This is a genomic window from Nocardia asiatica NBRC 100129 (assembly GCF_000308415.1).
Taxonomy (GTDB): Bacteria; Actinomycetota; Actinomycetes; order Mycobacteriales; family Mycobacteriaceae; genus Nocardia; species Nocardia asiatica.
The window spans coordinates 1-14,392 of the sequence record NZ_BAFS01000010.1 but is presented as its reverse complement, the minus strand read 5'-3'; the positions used below and the strand labels follow the sequence as shown (position 1 = coordinate 14,392).

Annotated in this window: 12 protein-coding genes, 1 tRNA gene, 1 other RNA gene and 1 pseudogene; 8 read left to right on the top strand and 7 right to left on the bottom strand. The window is 69.4% G+C overall.

Annotated features, from left to right (window positions below; translation table 11 throughout):
* On the top strand, window positions 1-1,396 hold a 1,396-nt coding region (locus ON27_RS01450), incomplete at its 5' end, for an MMPL family transporter (RefSeq protein ID WP_043718161.1).
* On the top strand, window positions 1,393-2,082 hold the full coding sequence (locus ON27_RS01445) for a TetR/AcrR family transcriptional regulator (RefSeq protein ID WP_043718158.1): 690 nt from the start codon (window positions 1,393-1,395) through the stop codon (window positions 2,080-2,082). The genes ON27_RS01450 and ON27_RS01445, both read left to right, overlap by 4 nt.
* 154 nt (window positions 2,083-2,236) lie before the next feature.
* Here ON27_RS01445 and ON27_RS01440 read toward each other — a convergent pair whose 3' ends face one another.
* On the bottom strand, window positions 2,237-3,157 hold the full coding sequence (locus ON27_RS01440) for a neutral zinc metallopeptidase (protein ID WP_043718156.1): 921 nt from the start codon (window positions 3,155-3,157) through the stop codon (window positions 2,237-2,239).
* Window positions 3,158-3,443: 286 nt separating this feature from the next.
* On the opposite strand from ON27_RS01440, the gene ON27_RS01435 reads away from it, so the two are divergent.
* The gene (locus tag ON27_RS01435; protein ID WP_043718155.1) at window positions 3,444-5,072 is read left to right on the top strand and encodes a DUF2207 family protein; all 1,629 of its coding nucleotides are present in this window, start codon (window positions 3,444-3,446) and stop codon (window positions 5,070-5,072) included.
* Between the two features lie 61 nt (window positions 5,073-5,133).
* On the opposite strand, the gene ON27_RS01430 is transcribed toward ON27_RS01435, so the two are convergent.
* The 3 genes from ON27_RS01430 to ON27_RS01420 form a co-directional block, all read right to left on the bottom strand.
* The gene (locus ON27_RS01430) at window positions 5,134-6,408 is read right to left on the bottom strand and encodes an ROK family transcriptional regulator (RefSeq protein ID WP_043718154.1); all 1,275 of its coding nucleotides are present in this window, start codon (window positions 6,406-6,408) and stop codon (window positions 5,134-5,136) included.
* A gap of 342 nt (window positions 6,409-6,750) precedes the next feature.
* A complete protein-coding gene (locus ON27_RS01425; protein WP_043718153.1) occupies window positions 6,751-7,461 on the bottom strand; it encodes a DUF8020 domain-containing protein in 711 nt (236 codons plus the stop codon).
* A 122-nt stretch (window positions 7,462-7,583) separates the two neighbouring features.
* On the bottom strand, window positions 7,584-8,159 hold the full coding sequence (locus tag ON27_RS01420; protein WP_043718152.1) for an HhH-GPD-type base excision DNA repair protein: 576 nt from the start codon (window positions 8,157-8,159) through the stop codon (window positions 7,584-7,586).
* 256 nt (window positions 8,160-8,415) lie between these two features.
* Here ON27_RS01420 and ON27_RS01415 point away from each other — a divergent pair, with 256 nt between their 5' ends.
* Together ON27_RS01415 and ON27_RS01410 are read left to right on the top strand one after the other, a co-directional pair.
* Entirely contained in the window at window positions 8,416-9,222 is an 807-nt protein-coding gene (locus tag ON27_RS01415; RefSeq protein ID WP_043718150.1) for a methyltransferase domain-containing protein, read from the top strand.
* 8 nt (window positions 9,223-9,230) lie between these two features.
* Window positions 9,231-9,671, top strand: coding sequence for an SRPBCC family protein (locus ON27_RS01410; RefSeq protein ID WP_043718149.1), 441 nt, complete (start codon window positions 9,231-9,233; stop codon window positions 9,669-9,671).
* Window positions 9,672-9,766: 95 nt separating this feature from the next.
* On the opposite strand, the gene ON27_RS01405 is transcribed toward ON27_RS01410, so the two are convergent.
* Window positions 9,767-11,056 carry an aspartate aminotransferase type Ic gene (locus tag ON27_RS01405; protein WP_043718148.1) on the bottom strand — a complete coding sequence of 430 codons (1,290 nt, stop codon included), beginning with the start codon at window positions 11,054-11,056 and terminating at the stop codon, window positions 9,767-9,769.
* A 238-nt stretch (window positions 11,057-11,294) separates the two neighbouring features.
* Window positions 11,295-11,389, bottom strand: an RNA gene (gene ffs / locus ON27_RS40730) — signal recognition particle sRNA small type.
* A gap of 127 nt (window positions 11,390-11,516) precedes the next feature.
* On the opposite strand from ffs, the gene ON27_RS01400 reads away from it, so the two are divergent.
* Both ON27_RS01400 and ON27_RS01395 read left to right on the top strand, forming a co-directional pair.
* Window positions 11,517-11,604: transfer RNA gene (locus ON27_RS01400), tRNA-Ser, on the top strand.
* A gap of 305 nt (window positions 11,605-11,909) precedes the next feature.
* On the top strand, window positions 11,910-12,548 hold the full coding sequence (locus ON27_RS01395) for a hypothetical protein (protein ID WP_157227058.1): 639 nt from the start codon (window positions 11,910-11,912) through the stop codon (window positions 12,546-12,548).
* 18 nt (window positions 12,549-12,566) lie between these two features.
* On the opposite strand, the gene ON27_RS01390 is transcribed toward ON27_RS01395, so the two are convergent.
* The gene (locus tag ON27_RS01390) at window positions 12,567-13,949 is read right to left on the bottom strand and encodes a WS/DGAT/MGAT family O-acyltransferase (protein WP_157227057.1); all 1,383 of its coding nucleotides are present in this window, start codon (window positions 13,947-13,949) and stop codon (window positions 12,567-12,569) included.
* A gap of 167 nt (window positions 13,950-14,116) precedes the next feature.
* Between ON27_RS01390 and ON27_RS01385 the strand changes: the two are divergent.
* Window positions 14,117-14,392 (top strand): annotated as a pseudogene (locus ON27_RS01385) (cytochrome bc1 complex cytochrome b subunit); the annotation flags it as partial.

Here is a 14,392-nt window from a genome sequence, read left to right as displayed (position 1 = left end):
CTCCGCGCTCACCGTCGCACTCTCGATGGCCGTGCTCAGCGTGTTCGACCTGTACTTCCTGAAGAGTTTCGCCTACGCGGGCGTCGCGGTCGTCGCCGCGGCGGCAGCCGCGTCCATCGTCGTGCTGCCCGCCGCGCTGGTCATGCTCGGACATCGGGTGAACTCCCTCGACCTGCGCGCGCCACTGCGGCGGTTCTTGCGCCGTGGCGCGCCCGCCCCCGGCCCGCGCGCGCCGGAGGACAGCGGCTGGTACCGGCTGGCCGGCGTGGTGATGCGGCACGCGGCGCCGGTCGCCATCGTGATCATCGCGTTGCTGCTGGCGCTGGGCGCACCGTTCCTCTCGGTGAAGTTCGGCTATCCCGACGACCGCGTGCTGCCGGAGACCGCCGCCAGCCGCCAGGTCGGCGATGCCCTGCGCACCGAGTTCCCCCAGGCCGATCCGGTCGCCGGCACCACGATCGTGCTGGACGGTTATCGCGGCGACGACGCGGCGCTGGGCGGATACGCCGCCGAACTGTCCAAGGTCGACGGCGTGCCCGCGGTCCTCTCCGGAGCCGGGGTCTACGCCGGAGGCGCGCGCGTCGCCGCCGCTCCGCCCGGGATGTCCAACGACACCGGGACCTATCTGAACGTCGCGACCAAGCTCGATCCGTTCTCACCCGCCGGTGAACGTCAACTGGAGGAGATCCGGGCGATCCCGGCGCCGGGCGAAGCGCTCTACGGCGGCGCGGCGGCGGCCAACGCCGACTCGCTGGACGCCCTGGCCGCCCGGCTGCCGCTCGCGGCCGCTTTGATCGCGCTGACCACGTTCATCGTGCTGTTCCTGTTCACCGGCAGCGTCGTCTTGCCGATCAAAGCGCTCCTGCTGAACACGCTGTCGCTGGCAGCGGCCTTCGGCGCGATGGTGTGGGTGTTCCAGGAGGGCCACCTGTCCGGGCTGCTCGGGTTCACGCCGGTGGGTTACCTGGTGCCGACCATGCCGATCCTGATGTTCTGCCTGGCCTTCGGCCTGTCCATGGACTACGAGGTGTTCCTGCTGTCGCGGGTGCGCGAGGAATGGCTGGCCACCCACGACAACACTCGCGCCGTCGCGGTGGGCTTGGCTCGCACGGGCCGGATCTTCACCGCGGCCGCCTTGCTGATGGCGATCGTGCTCGGTGCGCTGGTGACCTCGAAAGTGGCATTCATGCAATTGCTCGGCCTCGGCTTGACGCTGACCGTGCTCGCCGACGCCACGATTATCCGCGGTCTGCTCGCGCCGGCGCTCATGCGCCTGCTCGGGCGGGCCAACTGGTGGGCGCCCGCGCCGCTGGCCCGCCTGCACGCCAAGATCGGGCTCACCGAGGGCGAGGAGGACATCGCCGCCCGCCCGCTGGAGACCGCGGGGCGCGCATGATCGGTGGCAGGCGCCCGCGGTCGCCGCGCGGTTCCGGCGCCCAGCTGCGCGAGGAGATCCTGCGTGCCACGGCCGAACTGCTCAGCCGGACGGGGCACGCCGACGCGGTCTCGATCCGCGCGGTGAGCAAGCTGGTCGGGGTGAGCGCGCCGTCGATCTACCGGCACTTCGCCGACAAGGACGAGCTCATCGAGGCCGTCGTAGCGCAGGTCTTCGAGGACCTCGACGACGCCATGCGCGGCGCCACCGATCCCGCGGCCTCCCCGGTGACTCAGCTGCACGACCAAGGCATGGCCTATGTCCGCTTCGCGCTCGAGCATCCCGAGCAGTACCGACTGGCGACCGCGCCCACCGAGACCGGAGGCGCGGTGGACCAGGTCCTCACCAGCGGGGCTTTTCAGCATTTCGCGGCCACCGTGCGCAAGTGCATGGAGGAGGGGACGATGGCGCCGCGCGACCCGCTGCCGATCGTGCTGGAACTGTGGTCGGTGGCCCACGGCATCGCGTCCCTGCTGCTCGCCAAACCTTTCCTGCCCTGGGGTGACGCCGAAGCCGTCGCCTCGCGCGTGATGGGCGCCGCGTGCCTCGGCTACAGCGTGCTCGACCTGATCGGAGCGGACCCGCCGACGCCGGAGACGGTGACCGCGTGGGTGCGCGGCATCCGCGGGGATCAGTCTCCGGCCTGATCGGTGCGAACGCGCTTCGACCGATCGAGTGCGGGGCTGCGAGCGATCGTTGTCACCGCGCCGGCCGCCGCGCTGGTCAGCGGCGCTCTCGCCGAACGCGCGAGGTCCGCCGCGTGGCTGATCTGCGTGACGATCCGTGGGGACCGAGCGAGGATCAGCTCACCGAACCCGCCGACGCGGTGAACGTGTTGCATTGCGCCGCACGGTTTTTGTCCACCCCCGTCTCGAACCACTGCCCGCCGTTCTCGGAGGAGCCGTGGTCGCGCATGTCTCCCGCCTGGTCGCCACGCCCGTAGGCGTCCTTGCGGGCGAGGGTGAGCTGCGAATCGGTGAGCGAGCCGCCCTCCGCCGAGGAGGAGAGGTACATTCCGTCGAAGCAGTTGGCCTGCAACTCGACTCGGCGGGACAACTCCAGGCCCTTGGCGCTGCGCGGGCCCGCGTCCGCTCGCTCGCTGTTGGCCTTGCGCAGGATGCCGGACATCGCCTGCACGTGATGGCCGTACTCGTGCGCGAACACCGACAGGTAGACCACCCAGTTGTCTTTGAAGTAGTCCGTCTGCAACTGACTGATCGGCATGTAGATCGTCTTGTTCGCCGGGCAGTAGAACGCGGCGAAATTGCTGGTCGAGCCGGTGCACGGAGTGGTGATGCCCGCGGTGGTCGCGCTGACGTTCAGCGACGGCGGCTGGAACGGCAGGTTCGCCTTGCGCAGCACGGGTTTCCACGCCGTCTCCAGGCACGAGGCGGCGCTCTCGAAGAACTTGCGGGCGGCGTCCACCTGGGTGCCCCACGGCGAGTAGTCGCATCGCGCCGGAATCAGCGTCGCGTTCGGGTCGGTCAGCAGCGGATTGTTGCCGGTCTCCGAGGGGGCGGTCGACCCGTCCGGCTGGGCGTCGAAGGTGAAGCTGGGTCGCGGGCCGGACGCGTCGGCGGCGTCGCGTCCCACCGAGATGGCGTTGCGCACCAGCCCGGCGGCGACCAGGAAGACGACGACGACCAGCAGCACCACCCATCCGCCGCCACCGCGTTTGCGCGGCGGCGGGTAGGGCGGACGTCCCGGCGGACCGTAGGGCATCGGTGGAGGGACCGGCGGGCCGTAGCCCGGGGGCGGGCCATAGGCAGGCGGGGCATATCCCGGCGGCGGACCATAACCGGACGGCGGGCCGTACCCAGGCGGCGGACCGTAGCCCGGGCGTGGACCATAAGGCGCACCGTAGCCAGGCGGCGGCGGAACCGGACGCCCCCCGTGCGGGACCGGTCCGTGTCCGTACGGTGGTTGTGTCACGCCCCCGTACCCCCTCGTCCTAGTGATCGCCGACAGCCGCTGACGCAGAATAGCAAGCTGTCTAGAGTAGGCAGCCATGCTGACTTTTCGGGGGGCCGCCCTAGGCGCGCTGCTTCTCGCCATCGTGGGGCTGTCCGCGACGGCCCCGGTCGCCCAGGCCCAGCCCGCGCCGGAAGGCGTGACCATCACCGCCGACCTGAAACTGAGCCGCGCGGGCGTCCTCGAAGTGGTCGAACAGGTTACGGTGCCGCCGGAGGGTTCCTTCCGGATGGCACTTCCGCTGCGGCTGAAGGTGAGCGACGACGCCGAGCGCGTCTTCCGGGTCACCGATGTGGACACCGAGGGCACGGGCACCGCGACGGTCGCGAACGACCAGTTCACCATCGAGGCCCGGCCCGGCACATCCACTTTCCGGTACTCGGTGCAGAACACCGTCAGCGACGCGCCGGGCACCCAGGTGTTCCATTGGCTCGGGGTGCTCAACACCGACATCGCGTCCATCAGCGCCTCGCTGATCAGCCCGAGCTTCGAAATGGGCATCGTGGACTGCAAACTCGGCCCGCCCGGCAACACCCGGCCGTGCGCCGACGTCAAGATCGAGGCCGACGGCGTCTTGTTCCTCGAGCAGACCGACCTGCACAAGGGCGACGCGATCGACCTGACGCTGCAACTGCCGCCCGGCACCGTGCCGAGCAACGCCGACGTGCGCGACAGCGGCGACGCGGGCCCGTTCGCGATCACCACCCCGGTGCTCGTCGCGTTCGGCGTCCTGCTGCTGGCGCTGGCGGGCCTGGCCGCCTTCGTGCTGCGCGCCCGCCGCCAGGACGCGGCGATGGGCGGTACCGAGACCATCGATCCGCTGCTGCGCGAGGGCGATCGGGTGCAGTTCACCTCGCCGGACGGCGCGCTGCCCGGTGAGGCCGGTCTGCTGCTGGACGGGTATGTCGATCCGGTCGACATCGCCGCCACCGTGGTGGATCTCGCCGTGCGCCGCTACATCCGCGTCGTCCCGCTCAGCGACCGCGACTGGCGGATCACCCGGGTGAACGCTCCCGACGACCAGCTGCGCGACTACGAGAAGGCCGTCTTCCAGGCGCTGCTGCCCGGCGACTCCGACGCGGTGACCTTGACCGACCTGCGCAAACCGGGCCGCGTGGACAGCGGTCCGGTACGCGCCGCCCTGGTGGCCGACGCCGTCGCCCGAGGCAACTTCCTCGATCGCCGACGGCCCGGCTTCCCGGTGTGGCTCGGTGGCGCGCTGGTGGTGGCCGGCATCGCGGCGACCGTCGCGCTCGCGCTCACCTCCGGGCACGCCTTGGTCGGAGTCGCCATCGCGCTCGGCGGTGTCGCGACCCTGTTCGCGCCGAAGTACCTGCCGGCGCGGACCGCACGGGGGCTCGAACTCGCCGGGCAGATCCGCGCACTCCAGCGCGGCCTGGAAACGACGCGGCGGGAACAGATCCCGCCGATCGACCAGGAGACCGTGTTCTCCCGCGCGCTGCCGTTCATGGTGCTCGGCGCGCGCGCCGACAACTGGATCCGCGCCTTCCGCGAGCTCGATCCGTCGGCCGACGCGCAGCCCGGCCTCTACTGGTTCGGCGGCTTCGAGCGCGACCGCAACCTGCAACGCTTCGCGGGCCACTTCCCGTTCTTCATCACCGCGCTGGAGGGGCTGTTCGCGACCGCGAGCGACCCGCATCGGTAGCGCGCCGTCGACACGCGAAGGGCGACCGGCCGCTGTGGCCGGTCGCCCTTCGTCGTAGCGCTCAGTCGTTCGGCGCGGTGCGCCGGACGGCGGCCAGCGGGTCGGCGTAGAGGACGCTCAGCGAGGTCACCACAGCGGCGTATTCCTGCACCTTGCCGCCGAATCCGCTGATTCGGATGTCGGTGGGCGGCAACGTGGAGCCCTGGTTGAATGCCCGCGCCACATGCGCCACCGCGGGGCGGTAGCCGGTGAATGCCTGGCCGCCGAGGATCACCCGATCGGGGTTGAGCATGTCGCGCACCATCGCCACGGTGTGGCCGAGGATGGTGGCTCGCTCGGCGAGCAGCTCGCGCGCGGATTCCGAACCGGCCTCCGCGGCCCGGTACAGGTCGGCGATGGTCGAGCCCGCGGTTCCGTTGTGCGCCGGGATGATGCCGCGGCCGACGGCCCTGGAGTGCAGCGACCGATCTCCGACGGTCACCTCCAAGCAGCCACGCCGCCCGCAGGTGCATTCCACGTCCGAGCCCGTGGGCAGGTGTGCGATGGATCCGGGGCCGTTGCTCGGTGTGTGCACGCGACCGTCCAAAGTCACTGCCACACCGGCGGTCTCACGCACATAGAAGTACAGGCTGCTGCCCCGCTCGACACGGGCTCGGTCCTTCGGCTCGGCGGTGGGCAGCAACAGCTCCGACCCGGCCATCGCCTCGACGTGCGGCGCCACCGAGACGGGCAGTTCCAGCACCTCGCCGAGCACCGAACCGACTTGCGCGCCATGCCATTCCAGCTTCGGGTGGTCCACCACGCCGGTGAGCGGATCGACCCGGCCACCGATCGCGACGCCCGCCCACAGCGCCTTGCGGCGATGCCAGCGCTGCAGGAACGCTTTCGCGCTGCGGGCGACGGTGGTGGTGGCGAATTCCTGACCGGTCTGCGGGGTGGCGATGGCCAGGCCACCGAGGATGCGGCCGCGCAGATCGGCTGCGACGATCTTGGTCACCGCGGCGCCGATGTGGATGCCGATGGTCAGGTAGGCCTCGTGATCGACTTCGAAGGGCACGCGCGGGCGTCCGACCGCACCCGAGGCCGTCAGGTCGGGGCGTTCCCGCAGCAGGCCGGCCGCGAGCAGCGCGGAGACCTGGCGATTGACCGTGGCGATGCTCAAACCCGTTGTGCGCGCGGCATTGTCGCGGGAGACGGGGCCGCCGGTGGCGGCGCGCAGGACCGCGGCCGCCGGGTTGTCGGCGATGCGCAGTTCGGGAGCGACGACCGGACGCTGAACGCGGGCACGGCCGCCCGCGCCCCTGGAGACGGATCGTTCAAGGGTGGGAATGGACATTGTGCGGATCCTTGCTGAAGTCCCGTCACCGGACGGGACGTGCCTACATGGGCGGCGAGGCAGCAAATGAGCGGGAAAACCAGCTCAGCTGCAGCAAGAGAGGCGACACAGTTCGCGCGTCAATGGCAGCCGCAGACCCAGCGCGGCAGTCACGTAAGTGACGCGCAGGAGGTTCGACCGGCCGGCAGACATGTCATCGAAATTAACACCGATTTCCGCGACGCACCAACCCCCGACGCGCCGTTGTGTGCACCCGCACATTGTTTCCCCAGGTCGTGAGCACGCGAAAAGACCCCGCTCCCGGGGAGCGGTCCACGGGCGGGGTCTTTCCACGCGGAAGGATTACTTCGGCGCGTTGAACGGCTGGTTGATCGTCGTGAAGTACTGGATCGCGGCGCCGATCGCGACCGGAGCGGTGATCAGGATCTGGCCCGCGACGGTGCCGAGAGCGCCGACCGCGGCGATGCCGACCAGGCAGCCGACACCCGCGGCCGGGATGAACGGCCCGAACAATCCAGCGATGGTTCCCGCGGCGATGGTCGCGCCCGCGATGCCGCCGAGCACGCAGCCGACCGTCGCGCCGCCGATGCCGCCCACCAAGGTGCCGATCGCGGCACCCATGGTGATGGTGCTGGTCAGACGGGTCCAGGCGGCGACCTCGCGGTCGTACTCGGTCTTCCACGGCGCCTTGTCCTCGTACGGCAGGGCGACCGGCTTGTAGACCGCGTGCTCCCGGTCGAACAGCGGCGTCAGCGTCGCGGTACGGCCGGAAATCTGTGCCGCGATGGGGAATTCGAAGTCGTCCAACTGAAACCGCAGCGGATGACCCGCGAGCACGGTACCGTTGGATGCCTTTACTTTGAACACACCGTCCTCGACGACCAGCGAACCCGCGTCGGTTTCGATGATCGACTGGGTTTCGGTCGCGTAAGCGGTGAAATTGACCGCGCTTTCGGCGCTTTCTTCCGCCGGTGCGGCGCCGGACGTACCCGCCCCCACTCCGGTCGCGATCGTCACCAACGCCGCCACCACGGCGAGCTTCCTCATCCTCATGTCCTGCAATCCCTCATCTCAGGTTCAGCCGTACCAGGCAAAAGCATCCGGTACCGACTTCGCGAGAACGAGGAAAAAACGCAAGCGGATTTCAAATAGGCGACCCGCGAATTACGACCGCACTACTTCGGTTTGGCCGCCGCTTTCGCCTGCTTCTTGAATTCCCGCACCTGAGCGAGGGATTCGGCATCCGTCACGTCGGCAACCGACCGGCGCGAGCCCTCGTCGCCGTACGCGCCCGCCGCCGCTTGCCACCCCTCCGGCCGCACGCCGCGCTGCTTGCCGAGCAGAGCCAGGAAGATCTTCGCCTTCTGCTCGCCGTAGCCGGGGAGTTCCTTCAGTCGGCGCAGCACTTCCTTGCCGTCCGGGTCGCCCGCCGTCCAGATGTTCTCGGCCTTGCCGTCGTAGTGCTCGATGACGTACCGAGCCAGCTCCTGAGCGCGCCGGGCCATGGAGCGGCCGTACCGGTGGATCGCCGGCGGCGTGGCCGCGAGTTCCTCGAACTCCTGCGGGTCGGCCTCGGCGATGCGCTGGATGTCGAAGCCGCCCATCCGGTCGGCGATCTTCTTCGGGCCGCGGAAGGCGTGCTCCATCGGGTACTGCTGGTCCAGCAGCATACCGAGCAGCGTGGCGAAGTGGTCTTCGGTCAGTAGCTTGTCGGCCTCGGCGTCTTGCGCCAGGCATAGCGTGCGAGTCACTGTCGCGCCTCTCCGGAGATTCAGGCCGTACTGGTAGGTGCCGCGGGCTCGCGCTCGGGTCCCGCGTTCGGTGCCGCTTCTGTGCCGGGCGTGCCCGCCGAGTCACCCATGTACTCACGAAAGCGCCCAGTTCATCAACCATAGTGACTCGCGTCACAGTGCCTACGCGCGGGTAGACGACGCGCCGCGTAGGCTCCAGGCCATGCCTCCGACGACGGCGACACCGACTACGACGGCCAGGGACGGACACGGGCCCATGAACACCTACGCATTGCGCCCCGATCGGTTCGACCGAGCAGGCCGAGACCAGCTCGTCGACGTGCGTGACCTACAGGCCGCGCTGCCCGGCATCCGCCGCCTGCGCGCCTGGGCGCACGAAGCGCTCGCGCTGCGGCCCGGCGAGCACGCCGTCGACATCGGCTCCGGCACCGGCACGGAGGTCGTCACCTTCGCCGAAGCGGTCGGCCCGACCGGCAGCGCCGTCGGCGTCGAGCCGGACCCGCATCTGCTCGCCTCGGCCGAACGCCGCGCCGCGCAGGCCGGCTCCACGGCGAAATTCCACTCCGGTGACGCCTACGGCGTGCCGTTCGGCGCGGAGAGCTTCGACGCTGTCCTTTGCGAGCGCGTCTTCCAGCACCTCACCGCCCCCGCTCGCGCCGCCAACGAGATCGCGCGCGTGCTCCGTCCGGGCGGCCGAGTCGTCGTAGTGGACAGCGATTGGGGCACCGCGATCATGCACCCGGGTGACCGACGGGTCGCCCGGGAGGTGATCGACACGCTCGTGTCGGCCACCACCAATCCGCTGTCCGGCCGTCGCCTCCCCGGTCTGCTCACCAAGGCGGGCCTGGTGGTCGACGACATCGGCTCGCAAGCGTTGGTGCAGGACCGCAGCGTCGGCGCGGGCTCGCTGGTCACCAGGATCTCGGCGATGGCGGTCGCGCGCGGCGCGATCACCGAGACGCAGCGCGAGCGACTGCTGGCCGATCTCGAGGCGGCCGCGGCCACCGGCGACATCCATCTCTCGGTCACCATGTTCGCCGTCCTCGCGCACAAACCGCGCTGACCGGGCCGATGGCCGTCGACGTACGGACCGACATCGCGATAGACCGCTCCCGCGAGCTGGTCGCGGCGTACGCGGCCGATCCGGCGCACGCTCCCACCTGGTACTCGCGCATCAAGAGCGTCACCTGGGAAACGGATCCGCCGCTGCGCGTCGGCTCGCGCATGGCCTTCGTCGCGCACTTCCTCGGCAACAGGCTGACCTATACCTACGAGGTGGTCACCTACGAGCCAGGGATGCGACTGGTGATGCGCACCGCGCAGGGGCCGTTCCCGATGGAGACGACCTACACCTGGGCCGACACGCCGGAGGGCGGCACCCGCATGACGCTGCGCAACCGCGGCGAGCCGAGCGGATTCGCGAAACTCGCCGCGCCTGTGCTGGAAGCGGCGATCCGGCGAGCGAACCGCGAGGATCTGGCGCGACTCAAGGAACTGTTGGAGACCGGCTAGGCAGCTGCTTCCGCCTCCACCGGCGTTCGATCGACCGAATAGCGGAACGCCCGGCACGAACTCGTGCCGGGCGCGGATCCGTCAGCGATCCGCCGCTACTTGTCCAGCAGCTTCTCGGTGGCCGCGAGCAGCACGCAGGTGGCCAGCCCGTCCATCGCCTTCTCCAGCTCGGGCAGCTTCGGGAAGCTCGGCGCGATCCGGATGTTCTTGTCCTCCGGGTCGTTGCGGTACGGGAAGGCCGAACCGGCCGCGGTGAGCGCGATGCCCGCCTCCTTCGCGAGCGCGATCACCCGCGCCGCCGTGCCCTCCAGCACGTCCAGGCTGATGAAGTAGCCGCCCTTGGGCTCGGTCCAGGACGCCACCTTGGACGCGCCCAGGCGGTCCTCGAGGATCTTCAGCACCAAGGCGAACTTCGGCTCCAGGATGGCGCGATGCTTCTGCATGTGTGCGCGCACACCCTCGGCGTCCCGGAAGAAGCGCAGGTGGCGCAGCTGGTTGATCTTGTCCGGGCCGATGCTCTTCTTCGACGCATGGCTCAGGTACCAGTCCAGATTCGCGGTTGAACCACCGATGAAGCTCACGCCCGCGCCCGCGAAGGTGATCTTCGAAGTGGAGGCGAACACCAAGGGGCGGTTCGGGTTTCCGGCCGCTGCGGCCAGGCCGAGCACGTCGACCACCGGAGCCGCGGTGTCGGTGAGCGGGTGCACCGCGTACGCGTTGTCCCAGAACAGCCGGAAGTCGGGCGCGGCGGCGGGCATCGAGACGAGTTCGCGGACAACGTCTTCGGAGAAGACCACGCCGGTCGGATTGGAGTAGTTCGGCACTGCCCACAGACCCTTGATCTGCGGGTCGGCGGCCAGCAGCTCGGCGATGGCGTGGGTGTCCGGGCCGTCGTGGCGCATCGGGATCGGGATCATCTCGAAGCCGAGTGCCTCGGTGATCGCGAAGTGCCGGTCGTAACCGGGGGCCGGACACAGGAACTTCACCGTGTCCTCGGCGGCCCAGCGACGCTCGGAGTCGTTGGTGCCGTACAGCATCGCGTAGGTGATCACGTCGTGCATCAGCTCGAGGCTGGCGTTGTTGCCCGCGAGCAGATTGTCCACCGGGATGTTGAGCAGCTCGCCGAAGATCGCGCGCAGTTCCGGCAGGCCGTGCAGGCCACCGTAGTTACGGCAGTCGGTGCCCGCGCCGTCGCGGAAATCGCCCTCGCCGGGCAGTTGCAGCAGCGCGGCGGACAGGTCGAGTTGCTCCGGGGAAGGTTTTCCGCGGGTCAGGTCCAGCGTGAGCTTCTCGGTCTGGAGCTTCGCGTAGTTCGCGGTCTGGGTCTCGTGCTCGGACACGAGCTCCTCGTGGCTCATCAAACCGATCTGCGTTTGCCGGGGCATCCTGGGCAGCCTTTCAAGCAGCGATGGGACGAATGGGTTTGGCCGGACCGATGTGTGCGGCGGCGGCCGAACAGTTGTCCGTACAGACGCACGTGCATCCGCGGACGATGTTCACGTTACCCGTGCGGTGCCCGGAATTGGGGGCGTTATCCGCCGACCGACGGGAGTCCGCTCGAACCGGGTCCGCCCACAGCCCGCACCGGCCGGGCGAAAGGCGAGGCGACCGCGCGACCCCTTGGAAAGGGGACCCCGCGCACCCGGCAGAGCCCGTTGACCCTTGCTGCCTTCCGGCCCTGGGGGGGTTCACAGGATGCGCGCCGCGCGGGATCCGTCGGCCAGTGTAGCGCCTCCCGCCCGCGATCCCATCCCCCGGGTCCGCAACCCGCGCGCGACCAGGCCCTTCACCTCTTCGACCCGCCCATTTGGCGACCGCCCGGGGGCTACCGGTATGCTGCTCCACGGAGGATTCGCCTAGTGGCCTATGGCGCTCGCCTGGAACGCGGGTTGGGTTAACGCCCTCAGGGGTTCAAATCCCCTATCCTCCGCCACGAAAGGCCAGGTCGGACGTGCGATCGCGTCCGACCTGGCCTTTTCTGTCGAATGCGGTACCGCCTACCGCGCCGTGGGACGACTCCAGCAACCGCGGTCGACCGTTTCCACCCACGATCGGCTCGTCGGACCGGTGACGATCGCTCGTCGCCGTCGATCTCGTTCGGGTAAGGCGTCCCGAGCCGATCGAGCCCAGCGCGCGCCGACGATGGCCGGGGCGCCCGGAGCCCCATCTCCGCACCGGACGGCAGGTTTGCCCGATCTAGGCTGTGCGGCTGGCGATTCCGATGGAATGATCTTCTCCGTGACTCAGTGGCTTCCGCTCTTCGGTTCTCTCGTCGTTGCCATTGCGGCATTGGTCGGCGTACTGGTCAACAACCGCACCAACCGCGCGGCGGTCACCGCCGCGGACGAGCGGAACCGGGTCACCTTGGACGCGGCGCAGCGCAGTGTGGAAGAGACCAACGCGGCGGCCGAGCGGCGAGAGCACGACAAGTGGCGGCGGGAGTCGGTGCTGACCGCGGTCTCCTCCGTGCTGGCCATCTCGAGCGACGTGCGCCAGCAGTTGTTGCGCTGCGATCGCTGGGAGGCCGACGAACTGGATCAGGTCGACGAGGACATCCGGCGGACCATCACCGAGTCGCGCGGTTTCGTCAGCAGCTTGCGCGTCGTGGCGCACCGCAAGATCCCCAATCGCTGCGAGGACCTGATGCGCACGCTCACCGCGGCGCTGAACATCAGCTTGCAGCGCCGCAGGATCGAACTCGACGGCGAGGCCACCGCCGAGGAGATCGCGGAGATCCAGGCGCTGTGGTCGCGGGCGATCGAGAACACCGTCGAGGAAGAACGCTCGGTCATCAACGCCACCCGGCTGGAGCTGGAGATCAAGATCTCCGCCGAAGTGCACCAGTCGGCGCCGCAGCCCGCCCTCGCGCGCTCTTGACCAGCGAATAGGTGCTCGTCATACCGGCGGCGCCGCGGAGTCCAGCCGGGTGCGGCGCGCTTCGAGCAGCGCGGCACGCAGGCGTGCGGCGTAGGCATCGATGTCCGGCAGCACCCCGGGGTCGGCGTGCAGGGAGATGGTGACCGTGTCGCCGAGACCGTGCACTCCGTGGGTGAGATGCATGACGGAGCCGAGGGCCGGGAAGCCGGCCGTGAAGCGCACGTCGCCGCCGCCGAAGGAGAAGTCGGCCGGTCCCCGGTCGACACTCGAGACGACGGTGTGGCCCGCGATCGAGCCGGGAACGGCGTCGAGCGGAAACCGGTCCACGTCCCGGCGCAGCATGGGGGCCGGGACGGTCGCGGTGACCCGGTCCTGTGCCGACAGCAGCGGGTGCCGCGCGCGAACGCGGCGGTCGGCGAGCGCCGCGGCGATCTTGTCGGCGCGCAGGCAAAGGTCCGGTTCGTCGACGAACAGGTCGACGCCCAGGTTGCGGTAGTTGTTGCGCGAAGCGGTGGGATCGGGCAGGGCCATCGGGACCTGCGCGCCGAGGCGCTGCGGCGGCTCACCTCGATCGGCCAGGTAGCGGGCCAGCGCCAGCGACACCGCGGTCAGGACGACCACGGTGACGGTGCGACCGGGCACACGCAGATCATCGGCAGGAAACACGAGAATCCGAGCTTCGTTCCGCCGAACCCCTTCGGCTGCTGACCGATTCAGCACGCTCGGCGGGAAATCCGGCCCGGGGGGCGGTAGTTCACCCGCCTCGGTCAATCGCGCCAGCCGCTGCTGTGCCTGGAACGCGTGGTAGCCCCGAACGACGGTGGCCGACAGCCGAGTCGGCATGCGCAATAGTCCCAGAGCCGAAGCGATCAACACTCCATCGGACGCCACCGATCCCGGGCGACTTCGGTCCCTGACCACGGCAGCGTCCGGCCCGCTGAACAACGCACGCGCGAGCGCCGAGGCCCGCCGCCCGTCGGCCAGCGCGTGGGACATCTGGAGCACCACCACCAGCGCGGGCTCTTCTGCCATGCCCGGCGCGTCGGCGACCGAGCGGAACACGTGGAGTCGCCACGCGTGCACGGCGGCGTCGACGCCGGTGCCGAGCAGGTTGCCGAGCACTTCCAGCAGGTGGGACCAATTGGGCTCGGCCAGTTGATGTTCCACGAATTGCTCGGCGCCGAATTCACACCGTGTCCAGAACGGGTAGTCGACGTCGGCGGGCAGTTCGCGCAGCCGCAGGCAAAGGTCGGTGATCCGCGCGCTGCGTTCGGCGACCGCGGCCCGTAGTTGCTCGGTCGGGCGTCCGCGGTCGGCGAAGCAATACAGCAGAAAAAGGTCGTTTCGCGTGCGTTTGGACAGCCAATACATCGTCGCGTCCTGCGGTGCCATCACGCTCACGAGTAAAACGATATCGACTCGGATCCGGACGGCCCCGACCAGCCCGGATGATGTGAATGATCTTGTTCCACATTTCGGCCGGAAAACCCCATCGATTCCGCCCCGCAGCTCTGCTACCGTCTGTAGTAGGAACGGATTCCACTCTCACCCAGGGCGGGGTGTCGGCCATGGCTATAGCTCTCTCTCGCACAATCGCCAAGCAAGCCGATGAGGCGGACGAGCGATACAGCGCCGCCGCCTTCATGAAGCGATCGATCAACAAGGTCTTCCCGACCCACTGGTCGTTCCTGCTCGGCGAGATCGCGCTCTACAGCTTCATCATCCTGCTGCTGTCGGGCGTCTACCTGACCCTCTTCTTCGACCCGTCCATGAGCGAGGTCGTCTACAACGGCTCCTACCAGCCGCTTCGCGGTGTCACCATGTCGCGGGCCTACGAGACGGCC